Source organism: Thermus sp. (assembly GCF_056332225.1).
The window spans coordinates 29,225-53,237 of record NZ_JBWGQW010000007.1 but is presented as its reverse complement, the minus strand read 5'-3'; the positions used below and the strand labels follow the sequence as shown (position 1 = coordinate 53,237).

General features: G+C 69.0%; 24 protein-coding genes, 1 tRNA gene and 1 pseudogene. 7 read left to right on the top strand and 19 right to left on the bottom strand.

Features of this window, described 5'->3' with window-relative positions; genetic code table 11:
• The 8 genes and pseudogenes from AC01Y6_RS02810 to AC01Y6_RS02775 form a co-directional block, all read right to left on the bottom strand.
• Window positions 1-114 (bottom strand): annotated as a pseudogene (locus tag AC01Y6_RS02810) (N-acetyl-gamma-glutamyl-phosphate reductase); the annotation flags it as partial.
• Window positions 104-475, bottom strand: a complete 372-nt coding sequence (locus tag AC01Y6_RS02805; RefSeq protein WP_476670126.1) for a HEPN domain-containing protein — start codon at window positions 473-475, stop codon at window positions 104-106. The pseudogene AC01Y6_RS02810 and the gene AC01Y6_RS02805, both read right to left, overlap by 11 nt.
• The gene (locus AC01Y6_RS02800; protein ID WP_428715925.1) at window positions 447-767 is read right to left on the bottom strand and encodes a nucleotidyltransferase domain-containing protein; all 321 of its coding nucleotides are present in this window, start codon (window positions 765-767) and stop codon (window positions 447-449) included. Before AC01Y6_RS02800 ends, AC01Y6_RS02805 begins: the two co-directional genes overlap by 29 nt.
• Window positions 764-1,606: a lysine biosynthesis protein LysX gene (gene lysX / locus AC01Y6_RS02795; RefSeq protein WP_476670124.1), complete on the bottom strand. Its 843-nt coding sequence runs from the start codon at window positions 1,604-1,606 to the stop codon at window positions 764-766. Before lysX ends, AC01Y6_RS02800 begins: the two co-directional genes overlap by 4 nt.
• A 60-nt stretch (window positions 1,607-1,666) precedes the next feature.
• Entirely contained in the window at window positions 1,667-1,831 is a 165-nt protein-coding gene (gene lysW / locus AC01Y6_RS02790; protein ID WP_428715927.1) for a lysine biosynthesis protein LysW, read from the bottom strand.
• Entirely contained in the window at window positions 1,825-2,139 is a 315-nt protein-coding gene (locus tag AC01Y6_RS02785) for a TFIIB-type zinc ribbon-containing protein (protein ID WP_428715928.1), read from the bottom strand. Before AC01Y6_RS02785 ends, lysW begins: the two co-directional genes overlap by 7 nt.
• A gap of 9 nt (window positions 2,140-2,148) precedes the next feature.
• A complete protein-coding gene (locus AC01Y6_RS02780; protein WP_476670122.1) occupies window positions 2,149-2,640 on the bottom strand; it encodes a LeuD/DmdB family oxidoreductase small subunit in 492 nt (163 codons plus the stop codon).
• The gene (locus AC01Y6_RS02775; RefSeq protein ID WP_428720552.1) at window positions 2,633-3,883 is read right to left on the bottom strand and encodes a 3-isopropylmalate dehydratase large subunit; all 1,251 of its coding nucleotides are present in this window, start codon (window positions 3,881-3,883) and stop codon (window positions 2,633-2,635) included. Before AC01Y6_RS02775 ends, AC01Y6_RS02780 begins: the two co-directional genes overlap by 8 nt.
• Window positions 3,884-3,922: 39 nt before the next feature.
• On the opposite strand from AC01Y6_RS02775, the gene AC01Y6_RS02770 reads away from it, so the two are divergent.
• Complete coding sequence (locus tag AC01Y6_RS02770) at window positions 3,923-4,150, top strand: type II toxin-antitoxin system HicB family antitoxin (RefSeq protein WP_347240559.1); 228 nt, start codon at window positions 3,923-3,925, stop codon at window positions 4,148-4,150.
• Complete coding sequence (locus tag AC01Y6_RS02765) at window positions 4,140-4,346, top strand: type II toxin-antitoxin system HicA family toxin (RefSeq protein ID WP_024119512.1); 207 nt, start codon at window positions 4,140-4,142, stop codon at window positions 4,344-4,346. The genes AC01Y6_RS02770 and AC01Y6_RS02765 overlap by 11 nt, the downstream gene beginning before the upstream one ends.
• A 2-nt stretch (window positions 4,347-4,348) precedes the next feature.
• Here the strand turns inward: AC01Y6_RS02765 and lysS are convergent, their stop codons facing one another.
• The 11 genes from lysS to pgi all read right to left on the bottom strand — a co-directional run bounded on the left by lysS (window position 4,349) and on the right by pgi (window position 17,502).
• Window positions 4,349-5,479, bottom strand: a complete 1,131-nt coding sequence (gene lysS / locus AC01Y6_RS02760) for a homocitrate synthase (RefSeq protein ID WP_428720553.1) — start codon at window positions 5,477-5,479, stop codon at window positions 4,349-4,351.
• Between the two features lie 144 nt (window positions 5,480-5,623).
• The gene (locus AC01Y6_RS02755) at window positions 5,624-6,415 is read right to left on the bottom strand and encodes an isoprenyl transferase (RefSeq protein WP_347240556.1); all 792 of its coding nucleotides are present in this window, start codon (window positions 6,413-6,415) and stop codon (window positions 5,624-5,626) included.
• 104 nt (window positions 6,416-6,519) lie between these two features.
• Window positions 6,520-7,638, bottom strand: a complete 1,119-nt coding sequence (locus tag AC01Y6_RS02750; protein ID WP_428720554.1) for an acyl-CoA dehydrogenase family protein — start codon at window positions 7,636-7,638, stop codon at window positions 6,520-6,522.
• Window positions 7,639-7,675: 37 nt separating this feature from the next.
• Window positions 7,676-8,242 (bottom strand): UbiX family flavin prenyltransferase, encoded by a 567-nt coding sequence (locus AC01Y6_RS02745; protein ID WP_476670117.1) that lies wholly within the window; start codon window positions 8,240-8,242, stop codon window positions 7,676-7,678.
• Between the two features lie 68 nt (window positions 8,243-8,310).
• Window positions 8,311-8,386: transfer RNA gene (locus AC01Y6_RS02740), tRNA-Lys, on the bottom strand.
• Window positions 8,387-8,409: 23 nt separating this feature from the next.
• A complete protein-coding gene (locus tag AC01Y6_RS02735; protein ID WP_476670116.1) occupies window positions 8,410-9,111 on the bottom strand; it encodes a hypothetical protein in 702 nt (233 codons plus the stop codon).
• A gap of 57 nt (window positions 9,112-9,168) precedes the next feature.
• Entirely contained in the window at window positions 9,169-11,544 is a 2,376-nt protein-coding gene (gene ctaD / locus AC01Y6_RS02730; RefSeq protein ID WP_476670115.1) for a cytochrome c oxidase subunit I, read from the bottom strand.
• Between the two features lie 11 nt (window positions 11,545-11,555).
• Window positions 11,556-12,569, bottom strand: coding sequence for a cytochrome c oxidase subunit II (coxB, locus tag AC01Y6_RS02725; protein ID WP_476670113.1), 1,014 nt, complete (start codon window positions 12,567-12,569; stop codon window positions 11,556-11,558).
• 11 nt (window positions 12,570-12,580) lie between these two features.
• Entirely contained in the window at window positions 12,581-14,398 is a 1,818-nt protein-coding gene (locus AC01Y6_RS02720) for a heme o synthase (RefSeq protein ID WP_428720251.1), read from the bottom strand.
• Window positions 14,399-14,602: 204 nt separating this feature from the next.
• Window positions 14,603-16,192 carry a phosphoenolpyruvate carboxykinase (ATP) gene (gene pckA, locus AC01Y6_RS02715; protein WP_347240547.1) on the bottom strand — a complete coding sequence of 530 codons (1,590 nt, stop codon included), beginning with the start codon at window positions 16,190-16,192 and terminating at the stop codon, window positions 14,603-14,605.
• A 44-nt stretch (window positions 16,193-16,236) separates the two neighbouring features.
• Complete coding sequence (pgi, locus tag AC01Y6_RS02710) at window positions 16,237-17,502, bottom strand: glucose-6-phosphate isomerase (protein ID WP_476670112.1); 1,266 nt, start codon at window positions 17,500-17,502, stop codon at window positions 16,237-16,239.
• Window positions 17,503-17,687: 185 nt separating this feature from the next.
• On the opposite strand from pgi, the gene AC01Y6_RS02705 reads away from it, so the two are divergent.
• Genes AC01Y6_RS02705 through AC01Y6_RS02685 form a run of 5 tightly spaced genes read left to right on the top strand, consistent with a single transcriptional unit; the run spans window position 17,688 to window position 23,889 of the window.
• Entirely contained in the window at window positions 17,688-18,938 is a 1,251-nt protein-coding gene (locus AC01Y6_RS02705; RefSeq protein WP_476670111.1) for a DUF4129 domain-containing protein, read from the top strand.
• Complete coding sequence (locus tag AC01Y6_RS02700; RefSeq protein ID WP_347240543.1) at window positions 18,908-19,822, top strand: AAA family ATPase; 915 nt, start codon at window positions 18,908-18,910, stop codon at window positions 19,820-19,822. The genes AC01Y6_RS02705 and AC01Y6_RS02700 overlap by 31 nt, the downstream gene beginning before the upstream one ends.
• Complete coding sequence (locus AC01Y6_RS02695) at window positions 19,823-20,893, top strand: DUF58 domain-containing protein (protein ID WP_476670109.1); 1,071 nt, start codon at window positions 19,823-19,825, stop codon at window positions 20,891-20,893.
• A gap of 4 nt (window positions 20,894-20,897) precedes the next feature.
• Window positions 20,898-23,135, top strand: coding sequence for a GNAT family N-acetyltransferase (locus tag AC01Y6_RS02690; protein ID WP_476670107.1), 2,238 nt, complete (start codon window positions 20,898-20,900; stop codon window positions 23,133-23,135).
• Window positions 23,122-23,889: a TrmH family RNA methyltransferase gene (locus AC01Y6_RS02685; protein WP_347240575.1), complete on the top strand. Its 768-nt coding sequence runs from the start codon at window positions 23,122-23,124 to the stop codon at window positions 23,887-23,889. Before AC01Y6_RS02690 ends, AC01Y6_RS02685 begins: the two co-directional genes overlap by 14 nt.
• Window positions 23,890-24,013 lie beyond the last annotated feature (124 nt).

The following is a 24,013-nucleotide window of genomic DNA, read 5'->3' as shown; positions in this document are numbered from 1 at the left end:
CCTCGAGGTCACCTGCTTCACTTCCAGATAGGGGTGGGAAAGGGCGAGCCTCAGGAACTCCCCCCCGGCGTACCCCGAGGCCCCCACGATGGAGAGGGTTTTCTTACCGGTCATGGAGCCACCTCCTAAGCTCCTCCACCAGGGCTTGGGCCAGGGAAAGGGCTTCCCGGGCCTCTTCCGGCCGAACTTCCAGGTCAGGGTAGCGGGCCTGGACGCCAAAGCGGGTCAGAAAGTCCAGATGGTCGGGGTTCAAAGACGCCTTCACCCTATCCTCCACCTCTTCCCAAAGGTAGGCCAGGTCGTGGGTGCGGGGCGGAAGGAGGCCAAGCTCTACCCAGACGGCCTTCAGCGCCTTTTCCACCGCCTGTTGCGCCAGGAAGGCCAGGACGTCGGGGTGGCGGGAGGCCTCCAGGGAGAAGGCCGCGTCCAGGTCCTCGAGGGCCCGTCTAAGCCACCTTTCCGCTTCCCCGCGCATAGAGGCACCGCCCTTCCCGGAAAATCTCCCGGAGAAGAAGGCTCCCCTCCCCGAGCCTCTGCTCCACGAGGGCACGGGGGTAGACCAAGAGGTCCAGGGGGAAGCCCCGCCCCCTCAGGACCCTATACCCCCGGAGGGTGAGCTCCTTGGGATCGCCTTCGTAGGGCACCACCACCAGGAGGTCCACGTCCGAGTCCGGCCCGGCCTCCCCCCGGGCCCAAGAGCCGAAGAGCCAGACCTCCTCGGGCGCCAAGGCCGCCACCAACCGCTCCACCGCTTCCCGCAAGGTCATGAGGCCAGGCTCCACGCGTACTTCAGGATCTCCCCCGGGATGTCCACCCCGGTGGTGTGCACGGAGTTCTTGAACTCCATGGTGTGGTTCACCTCGTTGACCAATAGCCCCCGCTCCGACTCCAAGAGGTCCACGGCCACCACCCCGCCCCCCACGGCCTCCGCCGCCCCCACGGCAAGCCGGGCCATCTCCTCGGTGAGGGGGCAGTTCTCCGCCTCTCCCCCCCGGGCGGTGTTGGTGATCCAGTGGGCGCTCTTGCGGTAGATGGCGGCGATGGCCCTCTTCCCCACCACGAAGACCCTGATGTCCCGCCCGGGCTTCTCCACGTACTCCTGGAGGTAAAAGAGCTGGTGCTGGAACCCTCCCAGGACCTCCTTGTGCTCCAGAAGGGCCTCCGCCGCGGCCCGGTCCGTGACCTTGGCGAGGAGGCGGCCCCAGCTGCCGATCACCGGCTTCAGCACCACGGGGTAGCCGAAGGCCTCCATGAGCCTCAAGGCCTCCTCCCGGTCCGTGGCCAAGGCGGTCCTGGGCTGGGGGAGGCCCGCCCGGGCCAAGGCCACGCTGGTGGCCCACTTGTCCCCGCAGACCTCCATGACCTCGGGGCGGTTCACCACGGGGATGCCGAGGGCGGTGAGGTAGCGGGCGGCGGCGAGGCCCCGGCTTTGGCTCACGCACCTTTCCAGGGCCACCGTGACCCCCTCAAGCGCCTCGGGCCTCTCGCCCAGGACCATGGGGAGGGCGGGGACGTAGACCTTTCTAAAGGGGATCCCCAAGGCCTCGGCTCGCTCAAAGAGCATCCGCTCGTCGGGGCGGACGCGGTCGTAGAGGATGGCCAGCATCTCACCTCCCGAAGAGGCCCCCAGGCCGGCCTGGGGGCCCTCACGCGGCCCGGCGGGGAATCACTCCCCCCAGTCCTCCGCCTCCTCGGGGGCGGGCTCGAGGCGCAAGGGGTCCAGGCCCACCACCTCAAGCTCGGCCCCGCAGTCCTCGCAGACCACGAGCTCGCCAAGCTCCGGGTTCTCCAGCTTTAGCTCCGCGCCGCACTCAGGGCAGATCCCTACCATTCCTCGTCCTCCTCCACTTCGCTCCAGTCAGGCAGGAAGCGGAAGCCGCACTCCGGGCACTCCACCTCCTGGCCTTGCTCCTCCTCGGAAACCTCCAGGGTGTAGCCGCAACGGGGGCAGTCCACGAAGAAGCCCTCGAGGCCCTCCTCGGTCACCTCCACCTCCAGGGGGTCCAGGGAGACCACCTCCAGGAAGGCCCCGCAGGCCTCGCACTCCAGCACGTCCCCCACCTCCAGGGTTTCCAGGTCCTCGGAAAGCACCACGCTGGCCTCGCCGCACACCGGACAGACGATCTCTAGGTCCTCCATGACTAGAGTCTACTCCCCCGGGAAGCGCCCGTGCCTCTTGTAGTAGTCCAGGAGGGAGCCCTCCTTGAGCGCCTCCAGGAGGAAGGGGGGCGGGGGACGGAGCTGGAAGCGCTCCTCCCCCCGGTAAAGCACCCCCCTTTCCAGGTCCAGCTCCACCAGGTCGCCGTCCTCTAGCGCATCCACCACCTCCTCCGACTCAAAGGGGACGATCCCCAGGTTCACCAGGTTGCGGAAGAAGATGCGGGCGTAGCTCTTGGCGATGACGGCCCGGATGCCGAGGCGCTTCAGGGCCTCGGGGGCGTACTCGCGGCTGGAGCCAAGCCCGGCGTTCCGCCCGAAGACGAGGATATCCCCGGGGCGCACCTCCTCGGCGAACCCGGGCCGCAGGTGGGCGAAGGCGTAGAGGTGGAACCGGTCCTCCCCCACCATGAAGGGGGCGTACTTGCCGGGAAGGATGTCGTCGGTGTTGATCTGGTCGCCGAACTTCCAAACCCTAGGCATGGGCCTCCTCCAGCTCCTCGGGCGTGGTGAGGTAGCCCGCCACGGCGCTCGCCGCGGCCACGCGGGGGCTCGCCAGGTAGATCTCCGCGTCCGGGGCCCCCATGCGCCCCCGGAAGTTGCGGTTGGAGGTGGAGACGCACACCTCCCCCGGGGCCAAGACCCCCATGTGCCGCCCCATGCAGGGGCCGCACCCCGGGGTGCCGAGGGTGGCCCCGGCCTCGAGGAGGGTGAGGAGGGTGCCGTCCTTGGCCGCCTCCTCCAGGACCTGGGAGCTCGCCGGGACCACCAAAAGCCGCACCCAGGGGGCCACCCTCCTGCCCCTAAGCACCTCCGCCGCCGCCCGGAGGTCCTCTATGCGGCCGTTGGTGCAGGTGCCGATGAAGACCTGGTCCACCCGCTTGCCCTTGACCTCGGCCACCTCGTGGACGTTGTCCACGTAAAAGGGCACGGAGACCCTGGGGGTGAGGGCGGAAAGGTCAATCTCCACCTCTTTTGCGTAGCGGGCATCCGGGTCGGGGTAGAGCCACTCGGGCACCCGGTACATCTCCAGGATCTCCCCGCTTGGCACCACGAGCCCCGCCTTGGCCCCCGCCTCCACGGTGAGGTTGGCGAGGGTCATGCGCTCGCCCCGCGTGAGGGCTTCCGCCCCGTCCAGGAGGTGGATCTCCACCGCCATGTAGGTGGCCCCCTCGGCGGTGAGGAGGCGGACCATCTCCAGGGCGGCGTCCTTGGCCGTGACCCCCTTGGGGAGCCTTCCCCGGAAGACCACCTTCACGCTCTCGGGGACCCTAAACCAGGTGCGCCCGCTGGCCGCCGCCAAGGCGATGTCCGTGGCCCCCATCCCCGTGCCGAAGGCCCCCACCGCCCCGTAGGTGGTGGAGTGGCTGTCCGAGCCCACCACCACCCAGCCCGGCTGGGCCAGGCCCTCCTCCACGAGGACCTGGTGGCACACCCCCCTCCCCACGTCAAAGACCCGGATGCCGTGCCGCCTGCCCCACTCCCTTATCTCCTTCTGGGCCTTGGCCACCTCGAGGTTCGCCGCCGGGGCCACGTGGTCTATCACGATGGAGACCCTTTCCGGGTAGCGGGGGGTGGCCCCTAGGTACTCCAGGCGCTTGAAGAAGCTCCCGGCGATGGAGTCCACCACCATCACCTGGTCCACCTCCACCACCACGAGCTCCCCCGCCCCCACGGGCCTTCCCGCCTTGTGGGAGAGGATCTTTTCCGCTAAGGTTTGGGGCATCTTCGTCCTCCCTTACCTTCCATTGCCTATAATGCGGCTATGGGCCGGTATTGGATCCGGGTTTACCCTGATCCCGAGGAGCCCGGGGTTTGGCTTGCCGAGGTCCCTGCGGTACCCGGGGTGCGCTCGGACGGGGACACGCGGGAAGAGGCCATCCAAAACGTCCGGGAAGCCCTCGAGGCCATGTTGGAAGCCCTTCGGGCCAGAAACCTCCCCATCCCCGAACCCGACGAGGAGTGGGTGGAAGTCCAGGTAAATGCCGCCTAGACCCGAAGAAGTGGTGCGCAAGCTGAAGCGCTTGGGTTTTGAAGAGGCCGGGGGAAAAGGTAGCCACCGCGTCTTCCTACACCCCGACGGGCGGCGCACCGTGGTCCCCTTCCACCGCAAGGAGCTTAAGAAAGGCACTTTCCTAGGCATTCTCAAGGACATCGGCCTCACCGAGGAGGAGTTCCGGAACCTCTAGCCTCATGCCGTGATCCACTCCCTGAGGATCCGGTCCAGCTCCTCCAGGGTGAGCTGGCCCCGGTCGGCCAGGGCCTTGATGTGCTGGGTGATGCGGGCAAGCTCCTCCTCCCCGTAGTGGAGGCCGAGCTCCTCCGCCCGCGCCTTGATGGCGTGCCGCCCGGTGAGCCTCGAGGCGATGATGAGCTTCCGCTTCACCCCGAAGACCTCGGGCGGGTAGGGCTCGTAGGCCTCGGGGTTCAGGTAAATGGCCTTCAGGTGCATCCCCGCCTTGTGGCTGAAGGCGGTCTCCCCGGTGATGTAGTTGTTGAAGGGGATCTCCACCCCCACCATCCTCGCCACCATCCGGTCCAGCTCGGGGAGCATCTCCAGCTTGTACTTCCTTTGCACGTACTCGGGCTGGAGGGTGTACATGCGGGCGAGGAAGCCCCCTAAGGGGGTGATGCCGTTCCGCTCCCCGATCCCCAGGATGGTGGTGTCCACGTGGGTGGCCCCGGCCTCAATGGCCTCATAGGCGTTGGCGATGGCGCATCCCGTGTCGTTGTGGCCGTGGAACTCTATGTCCACGCTGGGCCCCACCACCCGCCGCACCTCCCGCACCAAGGCGTAGACCTGCCGGGGCGTGGCGATGCCCACGGTGTCCGCCAGGCCCACCCGGTCCACGTAGGGGGCGATGGCCTGGTAGATGGCCAAAAGGTCGTGCTCATCGGAGCGGAAGGTGTCCTCGGCGGAGAAGCGCACCTCCACGTGGGGGGCGGCCTCGCGGATGAACTGGATCACCTCCTTGGCCTCCTCTATGATCCGGGGGATGTCCCGGCCGTGGGCCGCCCGCAGGTACTTGCTCGTGCCGAAGAGGAGGTCAATCCCCTGGACCCCGGTTTCCACCGCCACCTTGGCCGCGTCCAGGCGGGTCTGGATGTGGGTCACCACCTTGGCCTTGAGGCCCAAGGAGGCCAGGACCTCGGCGTCCTTGCGGGACTGGGGCGAGGCCACGGGGGTGGTGACCTCGATGTACTCAATGCCGAAGGCGTCCAGGGCCTTGGCGATCTCCACCTTGTCCTGGGTGGTGAAGTGGGCCCTTTCAAACTGCTCCCCTTCCCGAAGCGTGGAGTCTATGATCCTCCATTCCCGCATGCGCCCCTCCTCAAAAGAAAACCGGCCCGAACTCGGGCCGGGGGATGGAAGAACCCTCTAGGGGCTACCCTACCCCCCGGCGGCCGAGTTTTTTCTCGCGGGCCGGCATCTTGCCCGTAAGGGTATACGAAAACCCTCCTTTTGTCAACGCCCAAACCGCCTCTCGCGGGCCTGGTAGCTCCTCAGGGCCCTGAGGAAGTCAATCTTGCGGAACTCGGGCCAGAGGACGTCGGCGAAGTAGAACTCGGAGTAGGCGGACTGCCAGAGGAGGAACCCGGAAAGCCGGATCTCCCCGGAGGTGCGGATGATGAAGTCGGGATCGGGGAGGCCCGCGGTGTAGAGCCTTTCGGCGATGGCCTCCGGGGTGAGGCCCTCCGCCACCGCTTTCGGGGAGAGCCCCTTCGCCTCCGCCTCCAGAAGAAGCCGCTTCACCGCGTCCACGATCTCCTCCCGCCCCCCGTAGCCCAGGGCGATGTTGAGGACCATGCCCCGGTGGCTTCGGGTGCGCTCCTCCAGGCGCTCCAGGGCCCTCAGCACCTCCTCGGAAAACCCCTCCCGCCTCCCGATGACCCGCACCTGCACCTGGTGCTCCAGGATGCGGTGGTCCTCGGCCATCCGTTCCGCCTCCCGCACGAAAAGGCGCATGAGGGTCTCCACCTCCCCCGGGGGGCGCCGGAAGTTGTCGGTGGAGAAGACCCAGACGGTCACGGTTTTGATGCCCATCTCCAGGCACCACTCCAGGACCTCGTAGGCCTTCTGCACCCCGAACTCGTGCCCCTGGGTGGGGGAAAGGCCGAGGGCCCGAGCGTAGCGGCGGTTGCCGTCCAGGATGAGGCCCAGGTGCCGGGGCATGGGGCCCTTCCGCACCTCCTTGAGGAGGCGCCTTTCATAGAGCCAGTAGAGGGGGCGGGAGAGGGAAAGGAGGCGGCGGAGCATGCTTCCCCCAACCTAAGGCCAAAGGATGAGAAAGGGAAGCCGCGCGCCCCAGGGCCAAGCCCCTTCGGGGCCCCCGCGCGGGGTTGGGCCAGGGCGGGGTGGCCCTAGCGGTAGAGCTCGCGGGCGATGACCAGGCGCTGGATCTCCGAGGTGCCCTCGTAGATCTCCGTCACCTTGGCGTCCCGGTAGTACCGCTCCACCCGGTAGTCCCGGTGGTAGCCATAGCCTCCCAGGACCTGGACCGCCTCCCGGGTCACCTCCACCGCCACTTGGCTTGCGAAGAGCTTAGCGGCGCTGGCCTCGAGGGTGAACCGCTCCCCTTGGTCCTTCTTCCTCGCGGCCTCGAGGACCAGGGCCCGGGCGGCGGCGATCTTCACGTGCATGTCGGCGATCTTGAAGGCGATGGCCTGGTGCTCTTTAAGCTTCTTCCCGAACTGCTCCCTCTCCTCGGCGTAGGCCTTGGCGATCTCGTAAGCCCCCCGGGCGATGCCCACCGCCTGGGCCGCCACCCCCACCCGCCCCGAGTCCAGGCCCGCAAGGGCATAGGCCAGGCCCCGCCCCTCCTCCCCAAGAAGGTTCTCCTCGGGGACGAAGACCCCTTCCAGCCGCACCTCGGCGGTGTGGGCCGCGTGGAGGCCCATCTTCTCCTCGGGGCGGCCGAAGGAAAGCCCGGGGGTGTCCTTCTCCACCAAAAAGGCGCTGACTCCCCTTTCCGTGCGGGCCAGGACCACGTAGAGGTGGGCCTGCCCGGCGGAGGTGATCCAGCTCTTGACCCCGTTCAGCACGAACCCGCCCTTGACCCGCCGCGCCTCGGCGCGGAGGCTCTTGGCGTCGGAGCCCGCCTGGGGCTCGGTGAGGCAGAAGGCCCCGATCCACTCCCCCCGGGCGAGGGGCACCAGGTAGCGCCTTTTTTGCGCCTCGGTGCCGAAGCGGAGAAGCATGTACTGGGGAAGGCCGCTGGTCACGGAGACGATGACGGCCACGCTGGGGTCGGCGGCGGCGAGCTCCTCCAGGGCCAGGGCCCAGGTCACGGAGTCTAGGCCCACCCCGCCCCACTCCTCCGGGGTGGTCATGCCGAGGAGGCCGAGCTCGGCCAGGGCCTTGAGCTGGGGCCAGGGGTACTCGCCCTTCCGGTCGTACTCGGGGGCCAGGGGGTAGAGGACCTCCCGGGCCACCCGGCGCACCGCGTCCAGAACCAGCCGTTGCTCCTGGGTGAGGGTCATCCTCCCTATCGTAACATCGCGGGTCGGCAAAAAAGCGTCACGTTTCTCCCCACCGGGGGGCGCGCTTCCCGGGAAGCCCCAGGTGGTCCAGGATGCGCTGGGTGACGAAGCCGAGAAGGTCGGAAATCCCCTGGGGGCGGTGGTAGAAGCCGGGGCTCGCCGGGAGGATGGTGGCCCCGGCCTCCGCCGCCTGGACCATGGCCCTTAAGGTGGGGAGGGGCAGAGGGGTCTCCCTCAGGACGAGAACCAGGGGGCGGCGCTCCTTCAGGTGGACGTAGGCCGCCCGGGTGAGGAGGGTGTCGGCGAGGCCATAGGCCACCTTGGCCAAGGTGGTGGCGGAGCAGGGGACGACCACCATCCCCCGGGTGGGGAAGGAGCCCGAGGCGATGGGGGCGCCCAGGTCCTGGTCCTTGTAGACCCGGTGGGCCAGGGCGTGGAGGTCCTTGGGGCTTAGGCCCATTTCCTCCCAGAGCACCCTTTTGGCCCCCTGAGAGATCACCAGGTGCACCTCGGCCACCCCCCTTAGGGCGTCCAGGAGGTCCAGGGCGTAGGGCATGCCGCTCGCTCCCGAAAGCCCCACCACCACCCGCATAGGCTCCGCCATGCCCTCCATCCTAAGCCCTCGCCCCTGGGCGAAACCCCCTCCGGCCGGGAAGCTGGAGGGGGCGAGGATGGTGGGCCGTGCAGGATTCGAACCTGCGACCTACCGATTAAAAGTCGGTTGCTCTGCCAGCTGAGCTAACGGCCCAAAGCCTTCCCGATTATAGGGGGCTAAGAGGGCCTGCGCAAGCTTTCCATGATGAAAAGCCCCAAGGCCTCCTCCCCCGCCCGCCGCCTCAGGGCCTCGAGGTCCAAAGGCCTCGGCCCCAAGGGCTCCAGGGCCACCCTGGGCAGGGGCGCCTCCTCCAGGAAGGCGAAGAAGTCCGGGTCAGCCCAAGGGGGGACCCAGGCCCCGCTCCGGCAGAGGAAGACCCGGTGGAACTCCCCCGGAAGCTTCCCCCCAGAGTCCACCTCCCGGGCCACGGGCACCTTGGGCTCGGGCTCCAAGGAGGGGTCCCGCCAGGAGGGATAGTAGACCCGAAGCCGCGCCCCCAGGCGGTGGTAGAAGACCATCCAGTCGTCGCAGGCCGGGACCTCCCCCAAGGGGCGGTAGCCGGCGTCGTGGTGGGCGTCAAAAAGGACCACCTCCTCCACCCCCTGCCGCACCTCGGGATGGAAGGCGAGGGCGTTGCTGTCGGCGTAGTAGAGCACCGCCCCCTTGGCGAAGGCGAAGCGCTCCCAAAACCCCCGCCACCCCTGGGCCCCAGGAAGGGGAAGCCCCCGGAGAAGGAAGGCCAGGGCCCTTTCCTCCCAGGCCTCGAGGAGGTAGTAGGGGGTCTCAAAGTGGGCCCAGGCGAAGAGGGGGGCCAAGGGGTCCTTGGGGTCTTGGGGCACGGGGAAGAAGTAGTCAAAGTCCACCACCAAAAGCCGCATCTCCTTTTACATAGCAAAGGCCCCTGCCTTCTGGCAGGGGCCAGGTAGCCTTTGGGCCTACCAGATGTAGAAGAGGGTGACGATGAAGAGCCAGACGGCGTCCACCAGGTGCCAGTACATGCTGGCGGCCTCGAGGGTGCCGTGGTGGTGCAGGGTGATCTTGCCCCGGAGGGCCTGGAGGTAGGCGAGGACGAGGCCGAAGCCCCCGATCACCACGTGCAGGCCGTGGAGGCCCACGATGGTGAAGAAGGCCGCCGTCCAGAGGTTCTCCTGCCAGCTGGAGTGGTGGTGGAACTGGTAGAACTCCCAGGCCTGGAAGAGGAAGAAGAGCACGCCCAAGAGGATGGTGACCAAAAGGCCGAACCGGAAGGGGTTGAAGCGGCCCCGCCTGAGGTCGTGGTGGGCGAAGTGCACGGTGAAGGAGGAGCTCACCAGGAAGAAGGTGTTGAGAAGGGCGAGCCACAGGGCGGGCCGCTCCTCAGGGGGCTGGGCCGCCCCGGAGAGCCGGAGGTAGAGGTAGCCCGCGATGAGGATGGCGAAGAGGCCCACCTCCGAGACGATGAACCAGGCCATCCCCATCCAGGCGTTGGACTTGCCGGTGGCGGTGTGGTGCTCCACGGGGTGGCTGTACTCGTCCTCCAGGGCCCAGCGCACGAGGCCGTAGGCGAAGAGGGCGAGGAAGAGCCCCATCCAGACGTTGGGCACCGGGAGGGCGGCTACGCTCACGAAGAAGGCGAAGAGGGTGGCCGCGGAGTAGAAGGGCCAGAAGGAGCTGTTGGGCAGGTGGATGTGGCCCGGGTCCTCGGGCTTAAGCTCCACCCCCTTCTTCTTCCAGTCGTAGAGGGGCCTTTCGGAGGGGAACTCGGTGGGAAGCTGCACGTCAAAGTTGTGGGCCTTGGGCGGGGAGTCCGTGAGCCACTCCAGGGTGTAGCCGCCCCAGGGGTTGGCCGGGGCCTTCTCCCCGGAGCGGAGGCTCTTCCACATGGTGTAGATCCAGACCAACCCGCCCAGGCCCAGGATGAAGGCCCCGAGGGTGGAGAGAAGGTTGAGCTCGGGCCAGCCGGCGAGGTCGGCGTTGTAGGTGTAGTAGCGCCGGGGCATGCCCAGGTAGCCCAGGGCGTACTGGGGCAGGAAGGTGACGAGGTAGCCCACCAGGAAGAGCCAGAAGTGGAGGCGGCCCAGCCTCTCGTCGTACATCCGGCCCGTCATCTTGGGCCACCAGTAGTAAAGCCCGGCGAAGGCCCCGAAGGCCGACCCCGCCATGAGGACGTTGTGGAAGTGGGCCACCACGAAGTAGGAGTCGTGGAACTGGTAATCCAAGGGGGTCATGGAGAGCATGACCCCGGTGATGCCCCCGAGGAGGAAGTTGAAGACGAAGCCCAGCACCCAGTAGAGGGGGGTCTTCATCTGGAGCTTCCCACCCCAGAGGGTGCCGATGATGTTGAAGAGCTTCACCCCCGTGGGCACGGCGATGAGGGCGGTGAAGAAGGCGAAGGCGATCTGGAAGAGGGTGCTCTCCCCCACGGTGAACATGTGGTGGGCCCAGACCATGGTGCCCAGGACCACGATGCCCATCTGGGCCCAGACCATCTGCCGGTAGCCGAAGAGGGGCTTTTTGGCGAAGGTGGAGGCCACCTCAGCCAGGATGCCCAGGTAGGGCAGGAGCATCACGTAGACCGTGGGGTGGGAGTAGAACCAGAAGAACTGCTGGAAGAGGACGGGGTCTCCCCCGATTTCCGGGTTGAACCAGGTGAGGCCGATCTTCCGGTCCAGGAGGACGAGGAGGCTCGCCGAGGTGAGCCCGGCCAGGCTGAAGAGGTTGAGGACGCTGGCGGCGAAGACGCTCCAGACGTAGATGGGCATCTTCCACAGGCTCATCCCCTGGGCCCTTAGGTTGTAGATGGTGGCGACGAAGTTGGCGTTGCCGAGGAGGCTGGAGAAGCCGAGGAGGAGGATGGCCGCCAGGTAGAAGCTCACCCCGCTCCCCGACTGGGCGGAGAAGGGGTAGTAGAAGGTCCAGCCCACGCTGGGGGCCCCGCCGGGGAAGAAGAAGCTCATGAGGGCGAGGAGAATGGCCCCGAGGAAGGCCCAGTAGCTGAAGGCGTTCACCCGGGGGAGGGCCACGTCCCTCGCCCCCAGCATCAGGGGCACCACGAAGTTGCCGAAGCCCGTGAGCCCGGCCTGGATGATGAAGAAGAAGAGCATGGTGGCCCCGTGCAGGGTGAGGACCTGGTTGTACTGCTCCCCGGTGAGGAAGTGGTTGTTGGGCACGGCCAGCTGGGTGCGGATGAGGAGGGAGAAGACCCCCGCCAGGGCGAAGGCGAAGAAGGCCGTGGCCGTGTACATGAGGCCGATCTTCTTGTGGTCCACCGTGGTGAGCAGGTCCCAGAGGACCGCCCAAAAACCGGTCTTTGGCTTGGTGGCGATGGCCATCTCCTAACCTCCTAGAACTTGGGGAGGGCCTTGAAGTCCACGCCCTCCACCTTCAGGCCCTCGAGGTAGCGCACCAAAGCGTTTAGGTCCTCCTCGGAGAGCTGGGGGAAGCCGGGCATCTTCGCCCCGGGCTTCATCCCCTCAGGGTTTTTGATCCAGGCCTTGAGGTTTTCCGGGGTGTTGTCGGCGATGCCGGCGGCGATGGCGGTGCGGTTGCCCACGAAACCGAGCTCGGGGCCGATCACCGCCGGGGGCATCTTGCCCTGGACGCCGTGGCAGGCGGCGCAGTTCTGCTGGAAGACCTGTTGCCCCATGGCGTCGGCCACCGGGGGGGTGTAGGCCTTGGCCGCCGCCACGAAGCGCTCAAACTCCTCCTTGGGCACCACCAGGACCCGGAAGAGCATGCGGGCGTGGCTCGGCCCGCAAAGCTCGGCGCAGAAGCCGTAGTAGTTGCCGGGCTCCTCGGGGGTGAAGTGGAGAAGAGTCTTTTGTCCCGGAATGGCGTCCCGCTTCCCGGCGAGGCCCGGCACCCAGAAGGAGTGGATCACGTCCTTGGAGGTGATCTCCAGCTCCACGGGCACCCCGGCGGGGAGGATGAGCTCGTTGGAGTTCCTAAAGCCGAGCTCGGGGTAGTTAAAGTCCCACCAGAACTGGTAGCCCGTGACCTCCACCTTGAGGGCCCCGGGGATGGGCCGGTTCACCTGGATGAGGGCCTTGGCCGTGAGGCCGAAGAGGACCAGGATGATGGCCAGGGGGATCAGGGTCCAGACCACCTCGAGGCGGTCGTTCCCGTGGGCCTGCGGGGGCTCCCCCTCGTCCCCAGGCTTGGCCCGGAACTTCCAGGTGACGTACGCCAAGGACCCGGCCACCACCAGGAAGATCAGGAAGGAGAAGAAGTAGACCCAGGGGTAGAGGAAGGCCACCTCCTGGTTGTAGGAGCCGCCCGGGTGAGTGATGGCCACCCGGTGGGCCTCCTGGGCCAGGGCCAAACCCCAAAGACTAAGCGCCGCAAGACCTCTCTTCATCCACTCCCTCCCTATACCGCCCGATCCACCGCCATGGCCACGAAGAGGAGGGCCAGGTAGAGCATGGAGTATTTATACAGCGAAACCGCCGTCCTGCGCTCGGGCTGGCGGTAGAGGACAAGGCTCTTAAAGATAAGCAGGCTGTTAAGGAAGAGGCTCGCCACCAGGTACAGAAGGCCGAGCTCTCCCAAGGCCAAGGGCATGAGGGAGATGAGGGCGGTGAGGAGGGCGTAGAGGGCGATCTGCATCACCGTGACCCGCTCCCCCAGGACCACGGGGAGCATGGGCACCCCCACCGCCCGGTAGTCGTCCTGGATCATGAGGGCCAGGGCCCAGAAGTGCACCGGGGTCCAGAAGAAGATGAGGGCGAAGAGGTACCAGGCGAAGAGGTTGAGGTCCCCGGTCACCGCGGCAAAGCCCACCAGGGGCGGGAAGGCCCCCGCCGCCCCGCCGATGACGATGTTGTGCCAGGTGCGCCGCTTGAGGTAGAGGGTGTAGACCAGCACGTACCAGATGAGGCCCATGAGGGCTAGGGTGGCGGCGAGGAGGTTCGCCCCCCACCAGAGGACGATGAACCCCAAGAAGGCGAGGGCGAGGGCGAAGAGGAGGGCGTCCCGGCTGGAGACCCGCTGGGTCACCGTGGGCCTATTGGCGGTCCGCCTCATGCGGGCGTCAATGTCCCGGTCCACCACCATGTTGATGGCGTTGGCCGCCCCCGCCATCATGTACCCTCCCAGGGCCACCACCAGGAAGAGCTTTAGGCCCGGCCAGCCCCGGGCGGCGATGAACATGGCGAAAAGGGCGGTGAAGAGGAGGAGGCTGATAACCCGGGGCTTGGTGAGGGCGAGGTAGTCCCGCCAGGTGGCCCCCCCGGTCCCCCGGTGAACCTCCGCCCCCCCTTCGCCAAGCTCCACCCGCCTCGCCCCCCGCTCCAGGGCGGAGGCGGCGAGGAAGACGAAGAGGAGCCAGATGGCGTAGGCCAGGAGGAGGTGGAGGATCTGCATGAAGACCGGAGCCTTGAGGGCTACGTTCACCAGCCCCGCCAGAAGCTGCGCCCCGTAGAGGTAGGCCAGGGCGTGGGCCAGGCGCCGGGTGAGGGGCGAAGGGCGCAGGTGGGCCACCAGATACCCAGCGAAGACCACGTAAAGCCCCACGCTCACGGCGATCAAGGGGTGGAGGACCCTGAGGCGCACCAGGAAGTGCTCCCCAGGGGTCAGGGAGCGCTCCAGGGCCTCGAGGGTGTTCCGCACGGGGAAGAGGAGGTCGCCCAAAGCGGTTACCGCCCCGCTCATCCCCAGAAAGAGGAGGGCGAAGAGGCCGAGGAGAAGGGCAAGCCCCACCGCCCCCTGCCCCCTTAGGCGCAAGGGGGCTCCTCCGGAGGCCCACCAGGCGGTGAGGGCGAGGGCGGCCAGGAGGAAGTAGGTGTTGGCCAGGTGGACCATCTGGACCACGGCCCGCTCGGGGCTCACGTTGTGGGCCGTCCAGCCGAAGAGGACCAGGGAGGCCCCCACCAGGCTCTCGGTGACCATGAAGAGGAGGGCAAGCCCCGCCCCCAGGCGGGCCGGATGCGCCCGGGGAAGGAAACGCCGGGCCAGGAGGAAGAGGCTCAGCACCGAGAGGAAGGCGAGCCCCGAGGTGGCCCGGTGGGCGAACTCAATGAGCGTCTCCACCTGGGGCGCGCGGGGAATCACCTCCCCGTTGCAGGTGGGCCAGTGGGCCCCGCACCCGGCGCCCGAACCGGTGGCCCGCACATAGGCCCCCCAGAGGGCCACCAGCACGTTCCAGAAGAGCACCCCCCAGGCGTAGCGGCTAAGCGAGGTCTGGCTCATAAAAACCCCGTCCCCCAGACGGTAACGCTCATCATTATGGCAGAGGAGCCCAAAGGGAGGTAAAGTACATTTGTCCCTTCCACTTCCACCAGCTAGGAGCCTAATACCCCTGGCCCCTATTTGGCAAGGCCCACCCGGCTTGGAACCCGCCCCGCCCCGGGGCACAGGCCATCGCTTCGGAATCCGGGCGTGGGTGCTTGGCCTTTACCCTACCCGGGGGCCCGCCCGGCGCACGGCCTCCGAAACCCCATCGGCGTACTTTTGGAAGTTTTCCTGGAAAAGCGCCGCGAGCCTTTGCGCCTGGCGGTCGTAGGCCTCCTTGTCCGCCCAGGTCTCCCTGGGGTCCAAAAGCTCCCGGGGCACCCCGGGGGCCTCGAGGGGCACCTCAAACCCGAACACCGGGTCCTTGCGGTAGGCCACCCCCTCCAAGGCCCCGGTAAGGGCCGCCTTGAGGAGGGCCCGGGTCACGGGCAAGGGGAAGCGGCGCCCCACCCCGTAGGGCCCCCCGGTCCAGCCCGTGTTCACCAGGTAGACCCTGGGGCCATGCCTCCTGATCTTTTCCCCCAGCATCCCGGCGTACACCCCGGGGTGCAGGGGGAGGAAGGGCGCCCCGAAGCAGGCGGAGAAGGTGGCCTTGGGCTCGGTGACGCCCCGCTCCGTCCCCGCCACCCGGGCGGTGTAGCCCGAGAGGAAGTAGTACATGGCCTGTTCCGGGGAGAGGCGGGCGATGGGGGGCAGGACCCCGTAGGCGTCGGCGGAGAGGAAGAAGATGGCCCGGGGGTGGCCCGCCATCCCCGACTCCACCACGTTCTCCAGGTGGGCGATGGGGTAGGAGGAGCGGGTGTTTTCCGTCTTGGAGTCGTCGTCCCACTCCACCCGGCGGCTTTCCGGGTTCACCACCACGTTTTCCAGGATAGCTTCAAACTGATTGGAGGCCCGGTAGATGAGGGGCTCGTGCTCCGGGGAGAGGCGGATCACCTTGGCGTAGCACCCCCCCTCAAAGTTGAAGACCCCCTCCTCGCTCCAGCCGTGCTCGTCGTCGCCGATGAGGGGGCGGTCCGGGTCGGTGGAGAGGGTGGTCTTGCCGGTGCCGGAGAGGCCGAAGAAGACCGCTACGTCCCCTTCCTTCCCCACGTTGGCCGAGGCGTGCATGGGGAAGACCCCCTGCTTGGGCATGAGGTAGTTCATGACGGTGAAGACGCTCTTCTTGATCTCCCCGGCGTACTTGGTGCCCACGATGAGGACGAGCCTTCTTTGGAAGCTTATCCCCACGAAGACCTCGCTCCTCGTCCCGTCCCGCTCGGGGTCCGCCTGGAAGTAAGGGGCGTGGACCACGGTGAAGCCGGGGACGAAGGCCTCCACCTCGTCCTCCGCCCCGAAGCGGCGGGGCGGGAGGAACATGTTGCGGGCGAAGAGGGCGTGCCAGGGGCTTTCCGTCACCACCCGCACCCCCAGCCGGTAGCGCCGGTCCGCCCCGGCGTAAAGGTCCTGGACGTAAAGGTCCCGCTCGGAAAGGTACTGGGCCACCCGCTGGTAGAGGGCCTCAAAGCCCTCCGGGGAAAAGGGCTGGTTCACCTCGCCCCACCAGATCTCCCCCTCCACCTCGGGCTCCCGCACCACGAACTTGTCCTTGGGGCTTCTCCCCGTGTAGGGGGTGGTGTCCACCACCAAGGGCCCCTTGTGGGCCAGGAAGCCCTCTCCCCGGGCCAGGGTGTGCTCCACCAGGATGGGAGAGGCGGTGTTCCAGAAAACCTGCTTTCTCGGCGTTATACCCAGATGGCTCAGGCGGTCCATACGGGCCTCCTCCCGCCCATCATAAGGGACTTCCACGCTTCCATTTAGCCTTCCCCATATCCGGGGCGGCCCAGCAGGGCGAAGGTGAGGCGCTTGCCCAGCTCCACCCCGGGCTGGTCAAAGGCGTTCACCCCCCAAAGCTCCCCCAGGAAGGCGGTCTGCCACATGAGGTGCTGCAGGAGCCAGCCCACGGCGTAGGGGGAGACCTCGGAGAGGTAGAGGGCGTAGACCTTCTGCCCCGCCTCGGCCAGGGCCCGGTAGGTGGCCTCGGCCTCGGCTTGGAGGAGGCGGAAGAGGGTCTTGCCGAAGAGGTAGGAGGCGGCCTTAAGGCCCTCCACCTCCGGGATCTCCAGGTCCTCCACGGGGGCTTCGGGGATGACCAGGGCGAGGAGCTTGTCCAGGGGGCCTTCGCGGAAGAGCTGGACCTGGGCGTGCTGGTCCTGGGGCCCTAGGGCGGGGACCGCCGTGGTGCCCACCCTTTGGCCCTGGCGGTCCACCTTCCCCAAGGACTCGTCGTGGAGCTGGACGAACCAGCTGGGGAGGTGGCGTAGCCTCTCCGAGTAGACCATGAAGACGTGGACGGGGAGGTGGCGGTGGAGGTGGAGGAGGAGGGCGGTCTTCAGGGGGAGGCTCTCCTCCAGGGGGGCCAAGGCGGTCTCGTTGGCCTTGCGGGCCCCCATGAGGAGGGCGTCCAGGTCGGCCCCGGCGAAGGCCAGGGGGAGAAGCCCCACCGGGGAAAGGACGGAGAAGCGCCCGCCCACCTCCTTGGGAATGGCGAAGGCCTTGAGCCCCTCCCGCTCGGCGAAGGCCCGCAAGGGGCCCTCCTCGGGGTCGGTGGTCACCACCAGGTGCCGCCGCCAGGCCTCCCCCAGGTGCGCCCTGAGCCACTTCAGGAGGACGGCGAGGCCCGCCAGGGTCTCCGCCGTGGACCCCGACTTGGAAACGGCGTTCACCAGGGTCTTCCCGGGGTCCAGGGTGCGGAGGAGCCTGAGGACGGGCTCGGGCTCCACGTGGTCCAGGTAGTGGAAGCGCACCCCGCCCTCGTTGAAGGCGGCCTCGAGGGCCTTGGGCCCGAGGGCGCTTCCCCCGATGCCGACGAGGACGAAGTCCTCCACCCAGGGGTTCGCCTCGCGGTAGCGGCGGACCTCCCTTAGGGTCTCCGTGTCCTCGGGAAGGTCCATCCAGCCGAGCATGCTCCCGGGGGTCTTGCGCTTGGCGAGGAGGCGCCCCCGGGCTTCTTCCAAAAGGGAGGCGTGCTGGCTTAGGGCCTCGGGAAAGCCCTTTAGGAAGCGGGTGTCCAGCCGGAGCATGGAGTGCAGTTTACACCCTTGCGGAGCTTCCTCTATCGGAGGAAACTAGGCCTTAGCCCATGCCCCTCCGGGCGCTCAGGCGGAAGGGAGGGCCCATCCTGGTTTGCGCCAGGATGGGGCCCCGGCAAAAGGCTCCTGGGGAGCTTACCGGGGCCGGTGGACCGATAAAGCGTATGGGGCGCTCTTTGGTCGGCTTTCTCGTGGGCTGGGTCCTTCTCCTCCTGGCCCTGGGCGCCGGGCTTCCCGCCCTTCTCGGCCCTCCCCTTCTTCTCCTCGGGCGGAGGTTTTACCCGGAGGGGTTCTTGTGGCTCGCCTTCCTGCCGGGCTTCCTCCACGCCCCCCAGGCGGGCTGGCCCCTCCTTTGGGCCAAGACCTCCTTGGCCCTTCTCCTCTTCGGCCTCTACCTAAGCCGGGAGAAGGGCCTCTGGGCCGCCCTTTGGCTCCTCCCCCTCGCCCTCTCCCTGGGGCCTTGGGGCCTCGGCCTCTTGGGCCTCCTCCACGGGTTCCACCTCCTGGCCCGGGCGGAAGGGTTGGCGCTCGGGCCCTTTCTTCCCCCTCTCCTCGCCGCTTTGGGGTTTGGGCTCGGCCACCTCTCCCTGCCGGGCCTCCCCGAGCCCCCGCTTCCCGCCCCCGCCCCGCTTCCCTTCCGGGCAAGCCCCGGGGAAAGCGGGGGGCCCGGGGGGAGCGTGGCCTACCTGCCCCCGGAAGGGGGCTTTCCCCTCTGGGTGGGGGTGGTGGACCGCCTCCTGGCCTACGCCCTCCCCCTCGCCCTGGTCTTTCTCCTGGCCCTCGGCCTGCTCCTCCTGGGCCAAAGAAGGGGCCTTCCCCCCTTTCGCGGCCTCCACCTCCTCCCCCTCCTCCTCGCCCTGCCCCTCCTCCTCGGCCTCTTCTTCCTGCTGGGAAGCCTCGGGGGCGGGGAGGGGGCCTTAGGCCAAGGGGGAAGCCTTCCCCCGCCTTCGCCCCCACCCCAGGGCCCCGTGGAGAGGGTGCCCGGGCCCAGGGCCCTGGGGGAGGTGGGGGTAGCCTTGGCGGGGCTTTCCGCCCTCTTCACCCTGGCCCTTCTCCTCGCCCTCTTGGCCTGGGCGTGGCGGGGGCGGGGAGGAGAAGAAGGGGAGGGCGAGGAAGCGGCTTCCGCCTCCCCTAGGGCTTTCCAAAGGCCCCTCCCCGCAAGCCGGGTGCGCCGGGCCTACCTGGAGGCCCTCGAGGCCCTAAGGGGGGCCGGGCTTCCCAGGCGACCTGCCGAAGGCCCCGTGGAGTACGGGAAGCGGGTGGGGGCGGCCTTCCCCGAGGCCCATCCTCCCCTCGCCCGCCTCACCGCCCTCTACCTCCCCGTGCGCTACGGGGGGAGGGCCGAGAGGGAGGAAGCCGAGGAGGCGGAGGCCCTCGCCCTGCGTATCCTGGAGCTATGCTCTACGAGAGGGTCCAAAGCGCCCTAAGAGGCCGGGTCCTCCTCCGGGAGGAGACCCTTAGGCTTGCCCTCGCCGCCCTCCTCTCCGGGGGGCACCTCCTCCTGGAGGACGTGCCGGGCACGGGGAAGACCACCTTCGCCAAGGCCCTGGCCCGGGTCCTGGGCCTCTCCTTCGGCCGGATCCAGATGACCCCGGACCTCCTCCCCCAGGACCTCACCGGGGTCTACCTCTACCGGGAGGGGAGCCTGGTCTGGGAGCGGGGGCCCATTTTCGCCCAGGTCCTCCTGGTGGACGAGCTGAACCGGGCCACCCCCCGCACCCAGTCGGCCCTCCTGGAGGCCATGGGGGAGGGGCAGGTGACCCTGGAGGGGAAAACCCACCCCCTTCCCGAGCCCTTCTTCGTCCTGGCCACCCAGAACCCCGTGGAGGAGGAGGGCACCTTTCCCCTCCCCGTGGCCCAGCGGGACCGCTTCGCCGCGCGGCTCGCCCTGGGCTACCCCGACGAGAAGGCCCTTCTAGAGGCCCTGAGGGCCCAAGACCCCCTGGAGGGCCTGGCCCCGGCCACGGACGCCGAGGAGGTCCTGGCCCTGAGGCGGGAGGCGCGCCGGGTGCGGGTGGAGGAGGAGCTCACCGACTACCTCCTCGCCCTCGCCCGCTTCCTCCGAAAGCGGGAGGGGGTGCGGCTTGGCCCCTCCCCCCGGGCGCTTCTCCAGGTGGAGCGCCTGGCCCAGGCCCTGGCCCTCTTGGAGGGGCGGGGCTTCGCCCTGCCCGAGGACCTGAAGGCCGCCTTCCGGGCCGCCATCCCCCACCGGCTCTTGCTCGCCCTCGAGGCCGAGCTTTCCGGCCTCACCCCGGAAGGCCTGGTGGAGGAGGCCCTGGAGGCGGTGCCGGCCCCCGTGGAGGCGGGGTAGATGGGCGCCCTCGCCCTCCTCCTTCTCCTCGCCCTGGCCTTGGCCCCCCGCTGGCTCCGGGCCAAGGCCCAGGCCCACGGGTTCCCCCCGGGCTTTCCCGGGAGAACGGGGGAGGGGCGGGTGGAGGTGGAGGTCCAGGCCCCCCTCCCCGTCCTCCTCCGGGCGGAGGTGGGGGGCTCGGCGGCCCTGGGCCTCTCCCCAAGGGAGGTCCTGGCCCTCGCCTGGGGGAGGGCGAGGCTTGTGCTTTCCCTCCCCTACCGCTACCGCCGCCGGGGGGCGCACGCCTTGCCCACCCTCCACCTCCGGGCGCGGGGGGTCCTCGGCCTCGGGGAGAGGCGGCTCGCCCTTCCCCTGGGGGAGGCCCTGGTCTACCCCGCCCTAAGGCCCCTTCCCCCCCTCCTTCCCGCCTCCGCCTTCTTCCTGGAGGGGAGGCGGGCCCCACGGGGGCTTCCCGACCCCTTGGAGGCGGTGGGCCTCCGCCCCTACCGCCCCGGGGACCCCTTGAGGCTCCTCGCCCGCAAGGCGAGCCTCCGCCTGGGGCGCCCCGTGGTGCGGGAGGTGGAAAGGAGGCTGGAAGGCGGCCTCTTCCTCCACCTGGACGCAGAGAGCCTCCACCCGAGCTACCTGGACCACGCGGCAAGCCTCGCCCTCGGGCTCCTCCTGGAGGCGGAAAGGAGGGGGGAGCGGTACGGGCTTTCCGCCGGGGCGGTCCTGCCCCTGGGCCGGGGGAAGGCCCACCTGAGGCGGGCCCTGGAGCTTCTCGCCCGCCTCGCCCCAAGCCCCACGCCCCTCCTCCCGCCCCCGGCCCCCTGGGGGAGCACCTACGTCCTCCTGACCCAGGCGGCGGAGGAGGCCTTCCTAAAGGCGGCGCTTAGGGGGGCGCGCCGCGCCCGGGAGGGGCTTTTGGTCCTCCTCCCCGAGGGCTACTTCCTCTTCCCCGGGGAGAGGGGAAGGCCCGTCCACGGCAAGCCCCCCGCCCTGGAGCGGGCCCTCCGCTACCGGGAGCTCCTCGCGGCGGCCGGGGTGCGGCTTAAGGTGGTGCGGGGACACGAGCCCTTTGGGGGAAAATGAGGGCATGGGCTACGTCCCGCCCCCCACCCCCCAGCACGGCCTCGAGGAGGGCCCCGTCCTCCTCAAGGACGGGCGCACCGCCCTCCTCCGCCGGGCCACCAAAAAGGACCTCCCCCTCTTCGTGGAGTTCCTGAGGCGGCTTTCCCCGGCCTCCTTGCGCATGCGCTTCTTCTCCCCCATCTCCCCGGAAAAGGCGGCGGAGCTTCTCCTTTCCGCCAAGCCCGAGGAGGAGAAGGTGACCCTGGTGGTCCTCGCCGGGGAGCCCCCGAGGATCGTGGCCACGGGGGAGTACGTTCGGGTCAAGGGGGAGGACACCGCCGAGGTGGCCTTCCTGGTGGAGGACGCCTACCAGGGGAAGGGCCTCGGCACCCTGCTTCTGGAGAGGCTCGCCCTCCTCGCCGCCAAGCGGGGGGTGCGCCGCTTCCAGGCCTTCGTCCTGGCGGAGAACAAGCAGATGCTCAGCGTCTTCCAGGAAAGCGGCTTCCAGGTCCGGGCCCACCGGGAAGGAGGGGAGGTGGAGGTGGAGTTCGGGATCCTCATGGAGGAGAAGGCGGCGGAGCGCTTTGAGTGGCGGGAGAAGGTCTCCACCCTGGCGAGCCTCCACCCCTTCTTCTTCCCCCGGGGGGTGGCGGTGGTGGGGGCGAGCCGCGACCCGGAGAGCATCGGCTACCGGGTGCTGGAGAACCTCATCTTCGGCCGCTTCCAGGGGCCGGTCTTCCCGGTGAACGAGGCCATCGGCAAGGAGGGGGGCACGGTGGGGCCCCTCCTCGCCTACCCGGGCCTCGAGGCGGTGCCGGGGCCGGTGGACCTCGTGGTGGTGGCGGTGCCCAAGGAGCGGGTCCCGGAGGCCCTCGAGGCCGCGGGGCGCCGGGGGGCGCGGGGGGCCATCGTCCTCACCACGGGCTTCGCCCCGAAGGAGGCCCAGGCCCTGGCGGAGAAGGCGAGGCGCCTGGGGATGCGCCTTCTTGGCCCGGGCTCCTTGGGCCTCGTCCACACCCACCCCGGGGTGCGCCTCGCGGCGGGCCTCGCCCCCTTGCCCAAGGAGGGGGTCCTGGCCATCTCCAGCCAGTCGGGCACCCTGGGGCGGGCGGTCATGGCCTACGCCGAGGGCATGGGCCTCGGGGTTTCCAGCTTCGTCTCCTTGGGGGCCAAGGCGGACCTCTCCTCCAACGACCTCCTGCAGTTCTGGGAGGAGGACGAGCGCACCGGGGTCATCCTCCTCTACCTGGAGGGCTTCGGCAACCCCCGGCGCTTCTCCCGCCTCGCCCGCAGGATCGGGAAGAAAAAGCCCATCCTGGCGGTCCACCCCTCCCGCGACCCCCTGGTCAGGGCCCTCTTCGCCCAGGCGGGGGTGGTGCGGGCAAGCGGCCTGGAGGAGGCCTTTGACGTGGCCGCCCTCCTCGCCTCGGGCCGCCTCCCGGAGAACGGGCGGGTGCGCCTCGTCTCCAACGCCTCAGGACCCTCCAACCTGGCCCTCGAGGCCCTGCGGGAAGGGGGCCTGGAGGTGGAGCACGTGGACCTGGGCTCGGAGGCCCGGGAGGAGGACTTCAGGAAGGCCCTGGAGGAGGCCCTTGGGGGAGAGGCGGGGAGCGTCTTCCTCCTCTACGTGCCCATGGGCTTCGCCCGGGAGGAGGAGGTGGCCCGCCTCGTGCGGGAGGCCAGGACGGAGAAGCTCCTCCTCGCCTGCTTCATGGGCCAGGACGGCCCCCGGGCCAGGCTCCTCGGGCAGGCGGTCCTCTACCGCTTCCCCGAGTCGGCGGCCATCGCCCTCGCCCGGGCCTGGGCCTACCGGCGGTGGCGGGAGGAGCCCCTCCTCTTCCCCGACTTCCAGGACCTGAGGCTGGAGGAGGCGAGGAGGCTTCTTGAGGGGAAGAAGGCGCTAAGCCCCGAGGAGGCCAAGGCCCTCCTCCAGGCCTTCGGCCTGCCCTTGGGGGAGGGGGAGGGGCTTTACCTCAAGCTCCACGCCGCCCCCCACCCCCTCTTCGGTCCCGTCCTCACCCTCCTCCTCCCCACCCCCCTGGGGGACCAGGCCCTGGGCCTCCGCCTCACCCCCCTCACGGAAGGGGACGCGAGGGAGCTCCTCAAGCCCCTGGAGGGGCGGGCGGACCTCGAGGCCTACCAGGAGCTTGTCCTCCGGGTCTCCCGGCTTCTGGAGGAGTTCCCCCAGGTGGAGCGGCTGGAGCTCGCCCTTTCGGGCCCGCGGGTGGCCCGGTACGAGGTGGCCCTTGGTGGAGATCGCTAGCCCCAAGAACCCGCGGGTGAAGGCCTGGGCCGCCCTGAAGGAGCGGAAGGAGCGGGAGCGGACCGGGCTTTTCCTGGTGGAGGGCAGGCGGGAGGTGGGGCGGGCCCTGGAAGCGGGGCTCGAGCCCGTGGCCCTCCTTCTCGGGCCCAAGGCGGACATGGAGGCACTCCCCTCGGGGAAGGCCGAGGTGGTGCGCCTGGGGGAGGCGGCCCTGGCGCGGGTCTCCAGCCGGGAGCACCCGGCCCAGGTCCTCGGGGTCTTCCGCATCCCCAAGAAGGACCTCTCCCAGGTGCGGCTCCCCCCTAAGCCCCTGGTCCTGGTCCTTTTGGGGGTGGAAAAGCCGGGCAACCTGGGGGCCATCCTGCGGAGCGCCGATGGGGCCGGAGCGGACTTGGTTCTGGTGGCCGAGGGGGTGGACCTCTATAGCCCCCAGGCCATCCGCAACTCCACGGGGGTGGTCTTCTCCCTCCCCGTCTTTCCGGTCCCCCAGGAAGAGGCGGCCCGCTTTCTTCTGGAAAAGGACCTCCTCCTGGTGGCCGCCACCCCTCAAGGGGAAAGGGTCTACTGGGAGGAGGACTACCGGAAAGGGGTGGCCTTCCTCCTCGGGGCGGAGGACCAGGGCCTGCCTCCGGAATGGCTGGCCAGGGCCCACGCCCGGGTGCGCGTCCCCATGCGGGGCCAGGCGGACAGCCTCAACGTCTCCGTGACCGCCGCCCTCCTCCTCTACGAGGCCCTGCGCCAGCGGTCCTTATAAGGGTCCCCTCAACCCCCTGAACCCGGACCAACACATGTGGGACCCTAGGCTGGGGTAAAAAGACTCCAGAAGGAGGTCCCACGGTTGGCAAAGCGGTTTGGCGAGGAGCAAGGAAGGCCCAGGA